We start from the raw sequence: 16684 nt of genomic DNA, 5'->3' as shown, positions 1-16684 counted from the left end.
TTCGATGTCTGGCGGCGTCTCCCGGTGGATGGAATCGGCGCGTCCAAGCCCCCTGCCCTTGCACTCTCTAACCGGCCCGCCGCCACGCGGGCAGGGAATGCGGCCGGAAGACCGTGCCGCGGAGATGGAGGATTTAGTGGCGAAACAAGGCCTGATGAGGCTGACCACCATGGTGGCGATGTTGTTTCTGACGGTGGCCGGCTCGGTCGCCGCAACCGGTGGGGCAAGCGCGAACGCTTCCACCCAGAACGAGGTGGCCGCCGTACCCAACACCGACTATCGCCAGATCCGCAACGCCGCCTGGTCGCAGTGCGTCGACGCGCCGGGCGGAGTGTTCAACGTGCACCTGAAACTCGCCACGTGTTCCACCTTCACCAGGACCCGCAACTGGCTGCTGGTGCCGACCGGGGTGCTGAACATCTTCTTCATCGTGAACCAGCAGACCGGGCTGTGCATGGAGGTCAACAACGGAACGGCCAACCCCTTCGAGCCGGTCGACGAGTTCACCTGCAACGGACAGCCGTCTGAGCTGTGGGTGCGCGAAGACCTGAGGTTGCGGCACTTCGGAACCAACCAGTGCCTGGACACGGTCGCCGGGCCGGGCAGCGAGCTCATGCAGTTCACCTGCGGCCAGGAAGCCCCGGTGGGGGTCCAATCCTGGATCATCGAGTAGCGGGGAATCAGTTCCCGCCCGGCCAGTCCTTTGGGGACTGGCCGGGCGAGGCGTTACAGCGCTGGTTTGCCGGAGGTGTAGACCCAGACCTGGAACAGGTCGTCGAGCTGTTGGCCGGACACCTTTTCGGCGAACGCGATGAAGTCCGATGTGGACACGTTGCCGTAGCGGTGCTCGGTCGCCCAGCGCCTGAGCAAGGTGTAGAAGGCGCTTTCGCCGATGCGTTGCCGCAACACGTGCAGCGTCATCGCGCCCCGGTTGTAGACCAGTGAGTTGAAGATGTTGTCCCGGCCCGGGTCCGCGACGATTCCCTGCCACACAGCCGCGTCGGGCTTCTGGGCGTAGACCCGGTCGAAGATCTGCTGCACCGTCCGGCCGCCGCTGTGCTCGCTGTAGAGCCACTCGGCGTAGGTGGCGAAGCCCTCGTTGAGCCAGATGTCTGCCCACTTCTTGGGGGTGAGGCTGTCGCCGAACCACTGATGCGCCAGCTCATGCACGATCGTCGAGGTGTCCAGCTCGGCGTCGATCTGGTCGTAGACCGGGCGGCCCTGGGTCTCCAGCGCGTAGCCCACGTCGACCTGATCAATTATTCCGCCGGTGGAGCTGAACGGGTACCGGCCGAAAATGGTCTGTTCCCAGGCCTGCACCTCGGCGGTGAGGGTGTGGAAAGGCACGCCCTGCTCGTCGTTGGGGTCCAGCGCGGTATCGATCGCGGTGATGTTGGTGGCGTCGGCGTGCACGGTGAACCGCCCGATCGCGACCATCGCTAGCTCGCTGGCCATCGGCTGAGTCATGCTCCAGGTGCTGGTGGTCCAGCCGTCCTTGGTGCGGCTCGGGCCGGGCTCGCCGTTGGCCAGCGCCACCAATCCGTTCGGGACGGTCAGCCGGTATCCGTAGGTCGCCTTGTCCAGCGGGGTGTCGTTGACGGGATAGAATGTCGCCGCGCCGAACGGCTGGTTCAGCGCCACCGCGCCGTCCTCGGTGGCCACCCATCCGGAAGTGCCCAGCTCCGGGTCATCAATTTGCTGGGGTACGCCGTGATAGCGCACCTCGACGTCGAATCGCGACCCGTTGCGCAGCCCGGAACGCGGGGTGATGACCAATTCCTGGGCGCCTTCCCGGACGTACCTGGCCGAGGCGCCGTTGACCGTCAGCGCATCGATCGTCAACGGTCCAAGGAAGTCAAGGTTGAACCGGGACAGGTTCTGTGTTGCCCGGGCAGCGATGCGCGCCTTCCCGTCCAGCACTCGGGTCGCCGGGTCATAGCGCAACTCGAGCCCGTAATGGGAGACGTCATAGCCGCCGTTGCCCATGTCCGGGAAGTAGGGGTCGCCCGCCCCGGGGGCTCCTGGGCTGAAGCCGGCATTCGCCTGAGCCGGAACAGGGCTGACCAATGCGGCCAATGCCACCACAGCCACAGTCACGATACGGGGTGTCCTCATACCGGTATGAAACACCCCGGCCGGGCAGGTGTCTATCGCAAACGCCGCGTTTCAGCCAAGCGGCACGCGACCACGGCCGTGAGGGAGCCGGGATCGCGTGCCGATTGGACTGAAAGCCACGTCAGAGGGCGAGGCCCGGATCGGTGGCCAGAGCGACCATCTGTTCGATGGTCAGCGATGGGGTGGGCCGGGTGCCACCGGCGTGGGCCCGGGAGCCCGACATCACGATGACCGCGGTGCCGTCGGCACGGGCCACGTCGACGCGGAATTGATGGGTGCCGCGCAGCATCACCACGTGGTCGCCGGCCGCCGTCGTCTGCTCGGTGCACGTGTCTTCGCCGTCGAGCACCTCGTCGTACTCGGCGCAGGAGGCGAAGATACCCAGCGGGTATCCCATCGGCGCGCGCACGCTGCACTCCCCAGCCCACGTCGTGGCCTGTGTCGTGCCCTGCCGCGCGATGGCGCCCTCGGGCAGGCAGTAGTCAGTGGCGTTCGGGTCGGCCGTTGTCCGCCCGATGAGAACGTCGACAAATCCCGTCCCCAGCTGGTCCTGCACATCGGCTTGGGCCCGCATTTGATTCCAGGGCAAGGTGGTGGGTACGGCGACCGGCCGCTCCGGATACACCACGGCCGCATCATGCCCGGCCCAGTTGGGGACCAGGGTCGCGCCGGGCAGCAACGCGCCCAGTTTCGCTTGCACCGCACCGGTCAGCCGCGCGGCGATGGCCTGTTCGGTCTCCGGCGTCGCCGCGGCGGGCAGCTCTGCCCGCTGCTGTCCCGAGTTTGGCGAAGGCTGCTGGGTATTCGCCAGCATCGGCCAGGCCAGCATCGCCCCGGCTGCGGCCAGTCCCACAGTCATTGCGGCAGCGGTGCCGCGCACTGTCCACATGCGACGGCGCATTCGGGTCATGGTGGCGTCGACATCGATCGACGTTGCGGGAGTGTGCCCGATCGTGGCGTCGAACTGTTCCTTGAGGTCCATTATTTTTCGGCTCCTACCTCGTGAAAATCGGCAGTGGCCAGTTCGCGCAGCGTCTGCAGCCCCTTCGCGGTCTGGCTTTTCACCGTGCCCTCGGTGATGCCGAGCAGGTCGGCGGTCTCCTCAACCGAGAGGTCACAGTAGAAGCGAAGGATGAGGATCACCCGTTTGCGCGGGGCCAGCCGGTCGAGCAGCTCGGAGAGCCCGAGCCGGGCCGCCACCTCGTCCGAGGCGTCCTCCTCGACGGTGGCGTCGATGTCGCGCACCTGCGACACCGTGAGCTCCCGCCGATGGGGTCGGCGTAGCTCGTCGAGCCAGGCTCGGCCGAGCATGCCCCGCACGTACGCATCGATGTCGCGTACTTCGGAGAGTTTGCGCCAGCGAAGGTAAAGCTTCTCGATGGTCTGGCCGACCAGATCGTCCGCGCGATGCCAGTCGCGGCAGATCAGATAGGCGGTGCGACGCCACGCGTCGAGTCTGGTGGTGACCAGCTCGCGGTAGGCCGCTTCCTCCGACTTGCGCACCCGTTCCCCCTTCTCTCGCTTCGCCGCACAGACGGAACTACCCGCCTGCGAGGTTGCCGGGGTTTACGGCTGTTTTCGCGCCATCCCGCTGACCAGGACCACCACCAATCCCGCAATCATCAGCAGGTCGCCGACGCTGACCACCTTGGCGATGACCGGCACCGGGACGATATCGGCAAGCCACGGCAGCAGGTGGCCCCGGTTCAGCTCGGCGTGGCCCACCACGGCCGGCCCCTGCTGGGTGAACCCGGCCAGCCGGGCCGCGCTCGCGGAGTAGGGCATGACGCCCCGGTTCAGCGCGATCGTCAGAAAGTTGAGCGTGAATCCCGTCCATAGCGTCACCAGGCCGGTCCTCATCCCGGCGTCACGGCCGGACAGGTTCAGCACGACCCAGCACGCGCCCAGGGTCCACGCGGCGCCCAGGACGGCCAGCCCGTCATAGGCGCGCGACCAATGCGGAAGCCAATCCGGATCGGTGTAACGGACGAACGCGAGCGCGGCCGCCGCCCAAAGCAAACCTATCCACCGGAACTTCAGCTCGGTCAGGCGCAGCGGATTGCGGCGCAGCAGCAGCCCGGCGATGGCTGCGAACACGAGTGGTGACAACAAGAAGGCGGTGCCGGTCAGGCTCGGCACCGCCATCACAGACCTGAAATCATTTGTGGATGATGATGGCGGGCGCGCCAAGCGAGTAGAGCGTCGTGACGAGGGCGAGGACAGTGACCACGGCACCGGTGACCTTGACCGCGCGGCGGTCCTTGAGCGACTTCTTATCCATAACCACATAGATACGGGTAACACTCGCTATCGTCAATAGCGATCCGTAGGGCGCGCAAGGCGACTATCGGTCTACATCGGACACAGCCACCGCCGCGGCCGATCCGCGCCGCCCGGGTTAGGCTCGGGCTATGCCGTTGACCGGGAACGACGTCGACCGGTTCGTGGCCGCCAGGCCGCGCCTGGAGGCCATCGCCTACCGTTTGCTCGGCTCCGCCGGAGAGGCCGAGGACGCCGTGCAGGAGACGTTCCTGCGCTGGCAGGCCGCCGACATCGACCGCATCGAGGTCCCCGAGGCCTGGCTGACGAAGGTGCTCACCAACCTGTGCCTCAACCAGCTCACCTCCGCTCGGTCGCGCCGCGAGACCTATGTGGGCCAATGGCTTCCCGAGCCGCTGCTCGCCGGGGACCCGATGCTCGGCCCCGCCGACACCGTCGAGCAGCGTGAGTCGGTCTCCTACGCCGTCCTCACCCTGATGGAGCGCCTCTCCCCCAACGAGCGCGCGGTCTACGTGCTGCGGGAGGCCTTCGACTACCCGCACCGGGAGATCGCCGAGATCCTCGACCTCACCGAGGCCGCCAGCCAGCAGATCTTCCACCGAGCCAAGAAGCACGTCGCGGACGGCAAGCCGCGGGCCGAGATCGACCAGGCCACGGCCCGGCGGATCGCGGAGGAGTTCCTGATGGCCGCCGCCAGCGGACAGACCGAGCCGCTGGTGCGCCTGCTCACCGACGACGCCATCTCGATCGGCGATGGCGGCGGAAAGGTCCCGGCCCGCGCCAAGGTGGTCGAGGGCGCCGCCGCGGTGGCGAAGTTCCTGCGGGGCTTGTTCAAGCCCGGCGAGGCCAAGCGCGCCCTCTTCGGTGACACCGCCGAATTGTTCGCCTGGACGGCCAACGGCGTCCCCGCCCTGGTCGCCGTCGTGGACGGCCGGGTCTTGGGCATCATGTGCCTGGACGTCACCACCGAAGGCATCACCGCGCTGCACGCCCAGGTCAACCCCGACAAGCTCGAGCGCGCGACCGCGCACTGGGCGATGACCAGTCACGGGGAGCCCTACCGGCACCCCTTCTGACTCTTCATGTGAGGTGCTTCACTACGCGTTCCTGTCAGGAAGTGGCGGGCTGCCCGGTTCAAGGGGCAAATCCGCGCGAGACAGGAGCAAGCAAATGCAGCACCGCATCATCGTCCTCGGAGCCGGATACTCCGGGGCCATCGCCGCCGGCCGGCTCGCCAAACGGCTGCGCCGCGAGGAAGTCGCCATCACCGTCGTCAATGCCGAGCCGGACTTCGTGGAACGCGTCCGCATGCACCAGCTGGCGACCGGTCAGAACCTGAAGCCCCGGCCGCTGCGCGAGATGTTCGCGGGCACCGGCGTCGAGCTGAGGCTGGCGAAGGTCACCGGCATCGACGTCGACCGCAGGACTGTCGCCATCACCGACGCGAACGGCGCCGCCGAACTGGCCTACGACACGCTCGTCTACGCCCTCGGCAGCGGCTGGAACGCCCAGGGCGTCCCCGGAACCGACGAGCACGCCGATCAGATCGCCAGCCGCCCCGGAGCCCTGCGCCTGCGTGAGCGCCTGGCCCGCCTCGATGCCGGGCAGAGCGTGGTCGTGGTGGGCGGCGGCCTCACCGGAATCGAGGCCGCGACGGAGATCGCCGAGGCCCGTCCGGACCTCGAGGTGGCGCTGGCCGCCCGTGCCGGATTCGGCGACTGGCTCTCCGGCAAGGGCCGCAAGCACCTGCGCAAAGTCTTCGGCAAGCTCGGGATCACCGTGTACGAGCACGCCGCCGTCACCAACGTGGAAGCCGGCCGGATCACCACCGCCGACGGCACCGCCATCCCGGCCGCGGTCACCGTGTGGACCACCGGCTTCGCCGTGCACCCGATCGCGAAGGCGACCACCCTGGAGGTGACCGGCACCGGCCAGATCGTGGTCGACGGCACCATGCGCTCGGTCTCCCATCCCGACGTGTACGCCATCGGCGACTCCGCCATGGCGATGGGCCCCGGGGACAAGCCGCTGCGGATGTCCTGTGCCTCGGGCACTCCCATGGCCTGGCAGGCCGCCGACGCGATCGCGGCTCGCCTGGCCGGAGGCAAGCTCCCGAACGCGCCGCTGCGCTACTTCAATCAGTGCATCTCGCTGGGCCGCAAGGAGGGTCTGATCCAATACGTCACCGCCGACGACCGTGCCGTCTCGGCGGTCCTGACCGGACGGCTCGCCGCGGTCTACAAGGAGCTGGTCTGCAAGGGCGCCGCCTGGGGTGTCGCCAATCCGACGCTCGGTCTGCCGACCCGCCGCCGCCCTGTCACCCAAGCGCCGGCAAGGACTCCAATGGCAGCTTAGTCCAATTAGGACATACCAACGCACAAGGTCGGCCGGGCAAGATGGTCGACCTTGTTGAATGCAGGGTTGCGCAAGAGCATTTGCACGGTGTCTCATAACGGCGGCGTTCTGCCGGACGGCGACGGCCATGGGAGGTCACGATGCTCACCCAGCTAGGCAGGCTGGCTGTCCGCGCACGCTACCTGATCATTGCGGGCTGGGCGGTGATCGCTCTGCTCGGCGGTGTGTTCGGCGGTTCGGTCTACGACCGGGCCCAGTCCGTGGACAGCCTGCGCCCGGACGCCGAATCAACCCTGCTGCAGAAGCGCCTCGACCGGATGTCCCCCGAGGGTGAGCTGGTGCTGGCCGTCATCACCGGCCGCGACTTCTTCTCCGTCGACCTCGCCGACAGCGCCAGCCGGGTCATGTTCGAGATTCGCGCCATCCCCGGCGTCGCCGAGGTCACCGACGCTTACACCAGCGGCTCGTACAAAATCTCGGCAGACCGAAAAAGCTCCCTGGTCATAGTCGAGCTGCGCCCGGAACTCAGCGAGCCCGAAGCCCTGGCCGTTGCCGACCAAGTGGCGGCAAAGCTGCACACCATCAATGCGCCTGAGGTTCTGGTCGGCGGTGAGCTGCTGGCCAAGCGCTCCTTCGGCGACCAGGCCATAAAGGACGCCGCCATCGGCGAGTCGATAGCGCTTGTCGTGCTCTGCCTCGCGCTGATCACCATCCTCGGCGGCCTGATCGCGGGCAGCCTGCCGCTGGCCGCCGCGCTGGCCACCATCGCCAGCACCCTGCTGATCCTGACCGGGCTCGCCGGCGCCATGCCGGTCAGCGAATACGCGGTCAACGTGGTCACCATCCTGGGCATCGGCCTGGCCGTCGACTACAGCCTGCTCATCGTTTCCCGCTTCCAGCAGGAACGCGCGGCCGACCAGCAGGCCGCGCTGCCGGAGCTGCTCGCCAGAACCCTGTCCACCTCCGGGCGGGCGGTGCTGGTCTCCGGTCTGGCGGTGGGCACCGCGCTCACGGGTCTGTTCGTCTTCGCCGATCCGCTGCTGTCGGCGATGGCCCTCGGCGGCGCGCTCGTGGTGTGCCTGGCCACCTTGGCGGGCCTGACTCTGGTCCCGGCGCTGATCGCGGTGGCGCACCGGCGTATCCCAGCGGGCAATCGGGTGTGGCGTTCGGCGGACCGGCGCAAGCCCGCGTTGCTGACCCGGCTGGCCACTTTCGCGCAGCGCCGCCCGGCCAAGGTGGCGCTTGCGGTGACCGCCGGGCTGCTCGTGCTGAGCGCTCCGCTGCTGAGCGCCAACCTCGCCAACTCCGATGCCCGGTCGCTGCCGGAAAGCAGCGAGGCGCGGCGCGTGCACGAAATCGTGGAAAAGGAATTCTCCGCGGGACAGGTCGAGCCGATCACGGTCGTCGTCGACGCTCAGCAAAACTCGTTGCAGCCCCTCATCCAGAAGATGCGCGCACTGCACGGCGCCACCGACGTCGACGTGGAATCCGAGCTGACCGCGGAATCCACGGTGATAGAGATAACTCCGGCAGGCACCGCTTCAGGCCAGCAAGCCCAGCAGTTGGTACGCGAGATCCGCGCGCTGGACCCCAAGGTGAAAGCCGCCGGCCCGGCCGCGGAGCTGGTTGACGCCAAGGATTCCACCGCCGACCGCCTGCCGATCGCCCTGGCCGTCATCATCCTCGCCACCGGGCTGCTGCTTTTCGCGTTGACGCGCTCGGTGGTGATACCGCTCAAGGCCCTGTGCATGAACATCCTCACCCTGCTGGCCACCCTCGGCGTGCTGGTGGCGATCTTCCAATGGGGTTGGGGCGCAAGCCTTTTCGGCTTCAAACCGTGGGGCGCGCTGGACGTCACCACACCGCTGTTGCTTTTCGTCTTCATCTTCGGGCTGTCCATGGACTACGAGGTGTTCCTGCTTGCCCGCATCAAAGAGGAATGGGACAAGCGCACCTCCGACAGCCACGAAGCCAACGACCGTGCGGTGCTGGCGGGAATCACCGCCACCGGCCCGGTCATCACCACCGCCGCGCTGGCGATCGGCATCGTCTTCCTCGGCTTCGCGCTGGGGGAACTCGTGGCGGTCAAAGAAATCGGGATAGGCATGACCATCGCGGTGCTGCTCGACGTCACCGTCGTGCGAGGGCTCCTGCTGCCGGCGGTCATGTCGTTGCTCGGCCGGGTCAACTGGTGGCGTCCCGCCTTCCGGCTCGGCCGGGCGGTGCCCCAAAAGGCGGCTCAGTAGGTGTCGATGAGGGAGCGGGTCAGGTACACCAAGGTGATAAAAGCTTGGTAGAGCCGCAGCGGCTCATCGTCGGTGAGCGAGACGGTCAGCGAGTCGAGCCGGCTCACCCCACGCACCCAGGTCGCCTGCTCGGCCATGTCGGGCGAGGTAAACCGGATCTCGATGGTGGCCGGGGAAGCGATCGCCGGCGGCGGCGCTAGGTCGCACAGCGCCGCCCGCACGCCCTCCCGGATCAGATCGCGTGCCTTGCGCGGATGCATATTTAGCGCTGAGTACCGGCTGATCGACTCTTTGACCTGGAGATGTTTGATGCCTGGGCAGAATGGCGCCGCCTCCGGCCCCACATACTGGTCGCCCGTGATCACCGCTACCGGTACCCGAAAATGTTGCGCGACAAGCGCATTGAGGCCGGCCTCACCGGTCGTGGTGCCGCACAGGCGGACATCGGCGATGGCGCGCGGGTTGTAGGTGTGGGAGAGCACGCCCGGCGTGGCGATCGCGGCGTGATAGCCGAGGAAGACCACGGCATCAAACGACGCGTCCAGCCCCTGCATCATGTAGAGCGGTTTGAACCGGCCCGACAGATAGCTCGCCTCGCCGCCGATCAGATCGGGCGGCAGGTTACGCATGAACGAATGGGCGTCGTTGACCAGAATCTCGGTCGCCCCGGCCGCCACCGCACCGCCGATGGCCGCGTTGACCTCCCCGACGAGCAGGTCGCGGCCCAGCGCGTAATCGTCGCCGGTGGCCAGGCACTGCGCCCAGTCGACGATGCCGGCCACACCCTCCATGTCCACGGAGATGAACACCTTCATCCAGCCACCCTATCCGCGGTGGGCCGACCGCGAGGCCGGCCCACCGTTGAGGTGGCGTTAGAGGGTGACAGTCCTGCCGCCGAGGGTGACGACCAGGCGGCCGTCGGAGGCGAAGGACCAAGCGAGGCCGCCGGAGAAGCTGGCGCACCGCGATCCGTTGGTGCCCGCCCAGAACTGGTTGGAGCTGTCGGAGTTGCCGATGATCCGGTCGTTGCTCCCGCTGTTGGTGAAGTGGCACGAGGTGTTGTTGCGGAACACCGAGCTGCCGCCGTCGAAGTTGAAGTTGCGGTTGCCCGAGTCGTTGTCGATGCTCAGGTTGTTGGAGATCGTCTCGGTGCCGAGGTTGCGGTTGTAGGTGAACCCGTGCTTGCCGTTGCCGAAGGCGATGTTGCGCCGGATGATGTGGTTGACCGAGATGTCCTCGCCGCCGAGCTTGAAGCCGTTACGGTCACCGCTTCCGGCCTGGCCGCCGTTGCTGAGCGTGCCGTTGTTGTAGGACAGCGAATCCTCGATGGTCACCGCGCCGATCGGGCCGGTGTCCGCCTTGGTGAACAGGTCCCAGCCGTCGTCAATGTTGTTGTGGGACACGGCATAGCGGAAGACGTTGCCGGGGCCGGAGGTGAGCTTCGCGGCGAAACCGTCGGCGTTCTCCCCGCCCGAGTCGGCGTTGTCGTGCGACTCCGCGCTGAGCACAAGGTTGTTGGCCGGCCATTGGCTTTGCGGGGTGCTCTCGGAGATCCGGGAGATCTGCAGCCCGCTGTCACGGTTGAAGCGGGTCACCGTCCGCTCGATGATGTTGTTGCTGCCGCCGACGAAGATGCCGTTGTCACCGGCCCGCTCGACAACGATGCCGAAAATGCGCCAGAAGTTGCCGTTGAGGGCGAGCCCGCGATTCGTCGTGGCCTCGGCCTGCGCCGAGAAGTTAAGGATCGGCCGCTCGCTCTGGAAGGCGGAAAGGGTCTTGCGGGCACTCGAGGTGCCGTTGTTGCCCGGCGCGATCGTCACCGTCTGCGACAGGTTGTAGGTGCCGCCACGCAGGAAGATAGTGCCACCGGCGCCGATGCGCGTGATCGCCGCGGTGATCGTCGTCGGGTCGGCCTGGGTACCGGTCCCGGCGTCACGGCCGTTGGGCGCCGCGAAAAGCGAGTTGCCCGGCGGCGGGGAGGAAGGCGGCGGCGAAGACGGCGGCGTGCTCGTCACCTCGAAGTCAAGGAAGTCGATGTTGGCCAAGCCGTTGGCGGTCGTCGGGTTGAGGCGGATGGTGTTGCTGCCCGCGTTCACCGAGGCGGTCAGGGTCAAGGTGGCCCAGGTGTTCCAGGCCCCTGTACCCGCGAACGAAGGCGTTTGGACGGTGCTGCCGTTGACGATCAGGCTGGCCGGCCGGGCCGTGGTGGTGCCGTTGGCGAACCGGAACCCCAGCGTCGCCGTCCCCGCCGCGGCGGCGTTCACCGTGAACTGGGCGAAGGCGCCGACCGCGTTGGTGGCGTTGCAGAATCCTGTCCCGGAGAACCCGGCCCAGTTGGTGTCGATGGTGCCGGTGCAGACCGCCGGCGAGTTCTCCGCCTCGAAGCGGGTGGGCGCGGCGCTCGCCGAGCCGGCCGTCAGCAGGCCTACGGTCGCCGCTGCCAGGGCAGCGGCGGCGGCGATGAGCGGTTTGACTCTCATCAGCTTCTCCAAAGGTGAGCACGGCGAAGGCATTGCCCTGTTGCCTTGCACCGCATACGGTTTCGTGTTCCGTGTCACCCTTGACCCGGCCAAGGATCGAAACATCGCGAACCCTCAGCCTAAGGAAAGCGTTTTCCTCTCCTCAAGGGCTGGCGTTTGCAGGTTTGTTGCAGAACCGCCGAGCCCCCTGCGCACCTAGAGTGTGCGCAGGTGGAAGCCGCCGTCCACATCGATAACCTGTCCCGTGCTGAAGGGGAGCAGATCGGTGGCCACCGCGACCACCGCCTTGGCCACGTCCGACGGCTGGCCCCAGCGGCGGATAGGGGTGAGCCCCTGGTTGAGGATCAGGTCGTCGTATTTCTGTTTGACCGGGCCGGTCATGTCGGTCTCGATAACGCCGGGGCGTACTTCATAGACGTTGATGCCATGCTCGGCCAGGCGGGCCGTGAACAGCTTGACCAGCATGGCGAGCCCGGCCTTGGAGACGCAGTAGTCGCCGCGGTTGGTGCTTGCGGTGTAGGCGCTTATCGAGGAAATCACGATGATTTTCGGGTCAGCGATCCGGCCGGCGGCGATCTGATCGATCATCGACCGGGCCACCAGCTGGGTCAAAAAGTACGGTCCCTTGAGGTTGATCCCGATGAGCCGGTCGAAGGACTCCTCACCGGCATCGAGGATGTCGGCCCGCACGTTGGGGGCGACGCCGGCGTTGTTGACCAACAGGTCGATCCGGCCGAAGGCGCCCAGCGTCTCCTCGACCAGGTGCTGCCGGTCTTCGGTCAGCGAGATGTCGGCCTGCACGGCCAGGCCGCGGCCGCCGAGCTCGACGACGTTGTCGCACACCGCTTTTGCCGCATCAGCGTTGCTCGCATAGTTCACCACGACGTCATAGCCCGCGCCGGCGAGCGCGACCACGATGCCCCGCCCGATACCGCGCGATCCACCGGTGACGATCGCCACCCTCCGCCCGCCACTCATGCCACACCCCCGCCTGGGTTGTTGTCTTGGATTGCGCTTTCCGAGCCTCCGGCGGGCGCGGGGCCGAAGAAGGTGTAGAGGGGTTGGTCTCGGGCGATTCGTTGCAGGTAGAGGGCCAGCTCGCGGGCGTGGTAGTCGCCCCACATGCTGGATTCGCCGTTGGGCACCCGCTGCCCGGCCGGGATGTGGTCCCAGCCGTTGGGGCGGTGGTAGACCGAATGCAGGATCAGGCCTTGGTGCTGCGCGTCGGTACTCAGATAGGGCTCGGCGAACAGCGTGTTCGCCACGGTCAGCCCGGCCTGCCAATAGCGCTGCCCCTGCTCGGGCCGGCCCTCGGCGATCAAGTAGCGCCCCAGCCGCAGCAGCCCTTGCGCACCGATCGCGGCGGCGGACGAGTCGACCGGCTCGTGGGCGTTGTATGGATCGGCCGGACGGCTCAGGTAGTCGTCGCCGAGCCGGACCAGGCCCGGTGCACCGGTGTCCCAGTAGGGGATCCCGTCGGCTGCGGTGTTTTCCAGATAGAAGTCGCAGGTGGCGGTGGCCGCCTTCAGGAGCATCGCGGTGATCTCCGCCCGGCCGCCGTAGGGCGTCAGCGCCTCATCGGGCAGCGTGGCCACGAACTCCAGCTGTTCGGCGTAACCGACCATCGCCCAGGCCAGACCGCGCGTCCAGGTGCTGAACGGCGAGTAGCCCTGTTGCGTGCTCGGGCAGCGGTACGAGCCGTCGTTGACGTTGAAGATCGACTCGTGTGCGGTGCGGCCTCGCACATCGTAGGAATCGCGCCCCTCGCCGTAGTAGACGTTCCAGCGGGCGGTGTTGCGGGTGTGCTCGATCAGCCGGCCCAGCAGACTGATCCGCTCATCGCGTTCCCCCATCAGCACGTGTCCCAGCAGATGCCCGATGGCCAGCGCCCGGCAGGAGCGGATGGTGTCGACGAACAGCGACTGCGGCCCGTTGAACGAGTAGATGTAGCCCGTTCCGTCCGCGGTGGTGCGCCAGCGCGCGGCCTGGACAGCGCCAGAGATCTTCAACGCCAGCTCGTAGAACGGAAGCTGGCCGTCCTGGACGCGGCCCTCCCGGGTCAGCCGCCATAGGTTTCCATACGTCGACACGTTGTTGAAGCCGTGGTCGTGTACCCCGATATGGCTGACATGGCTGGCCATCACCGCCACCGTCGACTGCCGGCCGAGCTCGAGGAAGCGCCGCTCACCGGTCGCGTCGAACTGCAGCAGCGCGGACCCGTACTGGAAGCCCTGGGTCCACTCGGTCCAGCCGCGCGCTGTATATAGGCCGCCGACCGTGAAGACCGGCGAAGCGGCACCCGGCGGGCAGGTCTTCTCGATCGCGTCGATCTTCTGAGCCGACAGCTCCCATAGCCGGTCGATCCCTTTTAGCAGCCCCACGGGCGTCAACGCATGGTCGATCTCTATCACGGGCACAGCATAGCCCTGACCGTCATAGGATTCACCGATGTCGCTTCCCGAACCGACCGAGCGCGAGACGATGTCCAACATGGACGAACCGGATGTTCTAGCGCAGGTGCGGCATCACCTCGTGATGACGCTGCACGCCTCATCGAACCGGTCCAGCCGCTCCCCGGCCGGTGGAAGCTCGATGCCGTAGGCGAGGTGCTCGTTGGACTGCCAGCCGGCACCCAGGCCCAGAACCACCCGCCCGCCGCTGACCCGATCCAGCGACGCCGCCATGTTGGCCAGGGACGGCCCGTGTCGATACAGATGCTCAATCTCATCCGGCCACTATGTCTTACCCGTCCGGTCTACTGACTTGCGTGACAGCGACCGTAAGGAAGGCCATCGCCGATCTGGTCCGCGGCATCGCGCCGCACGACGCCTCCGAAGAACACGACCGCCAGCTCGCTCTGGACTGGATCGACTCGGGCGCGCAGCTGCACCGCACGGCCAAACCCGATGTCCCACCGATGCATCTGGTGGCCTACTTCGCCGTCACCGATTCGACCGGCGCGATGCTGCTGGCCGATCACCTCAAGTCGGGGCTGCTGCTGCCGCCCGGAGGGCATTGCGAAGCCGGGGAACTGCCGTGGGACACGGTGCGGCGGGAGTGCCCGGAAGAGCTCGGCATCGACGCCGTCGCCGCTGCGGCGTTCGGGCCGCGTCCGCTGTTCGTGACGGTGACCCGCACCCGCGATCCGCACGGCCTGGGCGGCATCCACACCGATGTCAGCCTCTGGCACGTGGTGCGGGCAGACCGTGACTCGATCACCGGCTTCGACCGCAACGAGTTCAGCGCGGTGCATTGGCTCACCACCGGCCAGATCCAAGCGCTGCCACTGTCCGGTTTGGATCCTGCGATGCACCGATTCGCCGCCAAATACCAGCATCGCCTCGGCCAAGCCGCCCAAGACCACGGCTCATCTGTCTAGCTTTTCATTTCGCCGGCCCGTTGTGGTCGCTGTCCGCAAGCTCCCGCGCGGCAACGAATGTCCGTGCGTGGTCACCCCGGCGGCTGCGCCGCCACCGCCCAAGACCATGGCTCATCTGTCTGGCCACCCAAGACCACCGCTCACCTGTCTAGCCACCCAAGACCACCGCTCACCTGTCTAGCCGCCCAAGACGACGGCCAGGGGTGACAAACCGACCGAAGCGCCCGCCGCTGAGCCCACCCGCAGGGCACCCTTGGCCGTCGCGACCAGGGTCACGCTTTGGCGCGCAGCACCGACCGCAGCGACCAGGGTGGGGTTCGCCGGTGCCGCGGCGTCCGGCGCGTGCACGGTGACCGCACCGAGCGCGTCGCCGGTCGCGGTGATGCCGACGAACGCGCCCGCCATCCGGTCGGCCGGCACACCATCGGCCGCCAATGTCACCAGCGCCTCCTGGCCCGACTCGACGCGGACCTCGGCGACCGACGAGGGCGGCGACGGCACAACCAATCCGGTGTCCGAATCGGGCGCCGTGCCGTCGGTGACGTAGCCGACCAGGTCGGCGGTAAGCACGTTGCCGGCTTCGTAGTGGATCTGCACGCTACCGCCAGCGGTGACTGGTACCACGAGAAAACCGCCCCTGATCCGATCCTGGGCCGTGGTGGGGTTCCACAGGATCTTCTGGTCGAGCCGGTCGACCGACAGGCCCGTCTCGACGAACCCGCCGTTGACTCCCACATCCGCGGCGAACTGGAGCAGCACGGCCGCATATCCGCCGCCGCGTAGAGCCGGGACGGCCGAAAGGTCCACAGTGGCGAATTTGCCATCGGTGTGCGGCACCAACTTGACGACCTGGGTGGCCGGCACCGGAACCACCCGGCCCGAGGTCGACTTCTCCACCGGTTCGAAGGCACCGACCAGATTCACCACGAGTTTCCCGCCGCCCTCCGTGCGCACTCGCAGCACCCCGTCCGCTGCCACGCGCGCCACGACCGTCGAACTCATCTGCGCCTTCACCCGCCCGAGCCGCAGCGCCACGACCTGGCCCGCACCGGACTTGACCGTCACCGTTCCGGGCCCTGCCGCATCGGAGAGCGTCACCTCCAGCAGGACGGCGCTACTGCCCCGCGGCAGGGTCGGCAGCGGCACGGCAACCTCGGCACCGGCAGCCAGCGCGTTGCCGCCCTGCACCAGCGGCAGCGGGCCCAGCAGCACCAGCCGGGCCTGCCCCGGCACGACCCGGACCGCCGGCGCCGCGGACCCGGCCACGTTGGCACGGGCGTCCAATGTGGACGGAGGGGCCTTGACCTTCGGACCGGGCAGCAACAGCTTTCCGACAACCAGCACCCCGGCCGAGGCCAGGACCACGGTCAAGACGAGGACACCGATCCGGGCCCACAGCCGCCACGGCCGCTGCTCCCCCTCGGCGAGCACGATCCGCACCGAGCCACCATCCGAGCGCTCCGTTTTATCCATCGTCATCACTCCCTCGGACTCATCATCGTGTACCCCACGGGTCCTCGACATCCCCGATCCGCTGCAGCGCCCACCCCGCAGCCGCAACCTCCCCCACCACCCCAGCCGCAGCCGCCAGCCCCGCCCCGGACGCCCCAGCTGGCCCAGCCACGCCGGGATCGGCCGCAACCAGCCCAGTCGGCGCAGCCGCAACCGGCACAAGCGGCGCGGCCACGACAGGCGCGGCCGGCACCGGCGGCGCATAAGCAGCGAGCGGGGCCGGTCCCGGCGGCGCAAAGGCAACAGGCACGGGCGGCGCGAAAGCAGCAGGCGCGACCGGTGCAGGCGGCGCGAAAGCAGGCGCTTCCGGTGCGGGC

The 16684-nt window shown here is 67.7% G+C and carries 17 protein-coding genes; 5 read left to right on the top strand and 12 right to left on the bottom strand.

What is annotated here, in order from left to right; translation table 11 throughout:
- Nucleotides 1–178 precede the first annotated feature (178 nt).
- The gene (locus tag Rhe02_RS38755; RefSeq protein ID WP_203913472.1) at nt 179–673 is read left to right on the top strand and encodes a ricin-type beta-trefoil lectin domain protein; all 495 of its coding nucleotides are present in this window, start codon (nt 179–181) and stop codon (nt 671–673) included.
- Nucleotides 674–726: 53 nt separating this feature from the next.
- On the opposite strand, the gene Rhe02_RS38750 is transcribed toward Rhe02_RS38755, so the two are convergent.
- The 5 genes from Rhe02_RS38750 to Rhe02_RS50660 form a co-directional block, all read right to left on the bottom strand.
- Complete coding sequence (locus Rhe02_RS38750; RefSeq protein WP_203913471.1) at nt 727–2115, bottom strand: M1 family metallopeptidase; 1389 nt, start codon at nt 2113–2115, stop codon at nt 727–729.
- A 121-nt stretch (nt 2116–2236) separates the two neighbouring features.
- Nucleotides 2237–3097 (bottom strand): hypothetical protein, encoded by an 861-nt coding sequence (locus Rhe02_RS38745; RefSeq protein WP_203913470.1) that lies wholly within the window; start codon nt 3095–3097, stop codon nt 2237–2239.
- Complete coding sequence (locus Rhe02_RS38740) at nt 3097–3618, bottom strand: sigma-70 family RNA polymerase sigma factor (RefSeq protein ID WP_203913469.1); 522 nt, start codon at nt 3616–3618, stop codon at nt 3097–3099. The genes Rhe02_RS38745 and Rhe02_RS38740 overlap by 1 nt, the downstream gene beginning before the upstream one ends.
- A gap of 63 nt (nt 3619–3681) precedes the next feature.
- Nucleotides 3682–4260 (bottom strand): DUF5317 family protein, encoded by a 579-nt coding sequence (locus Rhe02_RS38735; protein ID WP_203913468.1) that lies wholly within the window; start codon nt 4258–4260, stop codon nt 3682–3684.
- Nucleotides 4261–4273: 13 nt separating this feature from the next.
- Nucleotides 4274–4396, bottom strand: coding sequence for a hypothetical protein (locus Rhe02_RS50660; RefSeq protein WP_275412676.1), 123 nt, complete (start codon nt 4394–4396; stop codon nt 4274–4276).
- A gap of 130 nt (nt 4397–4526) precedes the next feature.
- Here Rhe02_RS50660 and Rhe02_RS38730 point away from each other — a divergent pair, with 130 nt between their 5' ends.
- The 3 genes from Rhe02_RS38730 (at nt 4527) to Rhe02_RS38720 (ending at nt 8996) form a co-directional block, all read left to right on the top strand.
- On the top strand, nt 4527–5471 hold the full coding sequence (locus tag Rhe02_RS38730) for an RNA polymerase sigma-70 factor (protein WP_203913467.1): 945 nt from the start codon (nt 4527–4529) through the stop codon (nt 5469–5471).
- A gap of 94 nt (nt 5472–5565) precedes the next feature.
- On the top strand, nt 5566–6750 hold the full coding sequence (locus Rhe02_RS38725) for an NAD(P)/FAD-dependent oxidoreductase (protein ID WP_203913466.1): 1185 nt from the start codon (nt 5566–5568) through the stop codon (nt 6748–6750).
- A 140-nt stretch (nt 6751–6890) separates the two neighbouring features.
- Nucleotides 6891–8996 carry an MMPL family transporter gene (locus Rhe02_RS38720; protein ID WP_203913465.1) on the top strand — a complete coding sequence of 702 codons (2106 nt, stop codon included), beginning with the start codon at nt 6891–6893 and terminating at the stop codon, nt 8994–8996.
- On the opposite strand, the gene Rhe02_RS38715 is transcribed toward Rhe02_RS38720, so the two are convergent.
- The 5 genes from Rhe02_RS38715 to Rhe02_RS38695 form a co-directional block, all read right to left on the bottom strand.
- Nucleotides 8990–9811: a M55 family metallopeptidase gene (locus Rhe02_RS38715; protein WP_203913464.1), complete on the bottom strand. Its 822-nt coding sequence runs from the start codon at nt 9809–9811 to the stop codon at nt 8990–8992. The genes Rhe02_RS38720 and Rhe02_RS38715 overlap by 7 nt on opposite strands.
- 57 nt (nt 9812–9868) lie before the next feature.
- Nucleotides 9869–11476, bottom strand: coding sequence for a right-handed parallel beta-helix repeat-containing protein (locus Rhe02_RS38710; RefSeq protein WP_203913463.1), 1608 nt, complete (start codon nt 11474–11476; stop codon nt 9869–9871).
- A gap of 195 nt (nt 11477–11671) precedes the next feature.
- The gene (locus Rhe02_RS38705; protein WP_203913462.1) at nt 11672–12454 is read right to left on the bottom strand and encodes a 3-ketoacyl-ACP reductase; all 783 of its coding nucleotides are present in this window, start codon (nt 12452–12454) and stop codon (nt 11672–11674) included.
- On the bottom strand, nt 12451–13887 hold the full coding sequence (locus Rhe02_RS38700; RefSeq protein ID WP_203913461.1) for a glycoside hydrolase family 88 protein: 1437 nt from the start codon (nt 13885–13887) through the stop codon (nt 12451–12453). Before Rhe02_RS38700 ends, Rhe02_RS38705 begins: the two co-directional genes overlap by 4 nt.
- A gap of 114 nt (nt 13888–14001) precedes the next feature.
- The gene (locus tag Rhe02_RS38695) at nt 14002–14190 is read right to left on the bottom strand and encodes an LLM class flavin-dependent oxidoreductase (protein ID WP_308442051.1); all 189 of its coding nucleotides are present in this window, start codon (nt 14188–14190) and stop codon (nt 14002–14004) included.
- Between the two features lie 53 nt (nt 14191–14243).
- Here Rhe02_RS38695 and Rhe02_RS38690 point away from each other — a divergent pair, with 53 nt between their 5' ends.
- Nucleotides 14244–14855 (top strand): NUDIX domain-containing protein, encoded by a 612-nt coding sequence (locus tag Rhe02_RS38690; protein ID WP_239124328.1) that lies wholly within the window; start codon nt 14244–14246, stop codon nt 14853–14855.
- A 177-nt stretch (nt 14856–15032) separates the two neighbouring features.
- Here the strand turns inward: Rhe02_RS38690 and Rhe02_RS38685 are convergent, their stop codons facing one another.
- Both Rhe02_RS38685 and Rhe02_RS38680 read right to left on the bottom strand, forming a co-directional pair.
- Nucleotides 15033–16328, bottom strand: coding sequence for a hypothetical protein (locus Rhe02_RS38685; RefSeq protein WP_203913458.1), 1296 nt, complete (start codon nt 16326–16328; stop codon nt 15033–15035).
- A 22-nt stretch (nt 16329–16350) separates the two neighbouring features.
- Nucleotides 16351–16684 (bottom strand): hypothetical protein (locus Rhe02_RS38680; protein WP_203913457.1); only part of this gene is annotated, 334 nt, incomplete at its 5' end.

The sequence above is a fragment of the Rhizocola hellebori genome (assembly GCF_016862955.1).
GTDB classification, from domain to species: Bacteria; Actinomycetota; Actinomycetes; order Mycobacteriales; family Micromonosporaceae; genus Rhizocola; species Rhizocola hellebori.
Note: the sequence above shows the minus strand (reverse complement) of the source record. Positions and strands in the feature narration are given on the sequence as shown.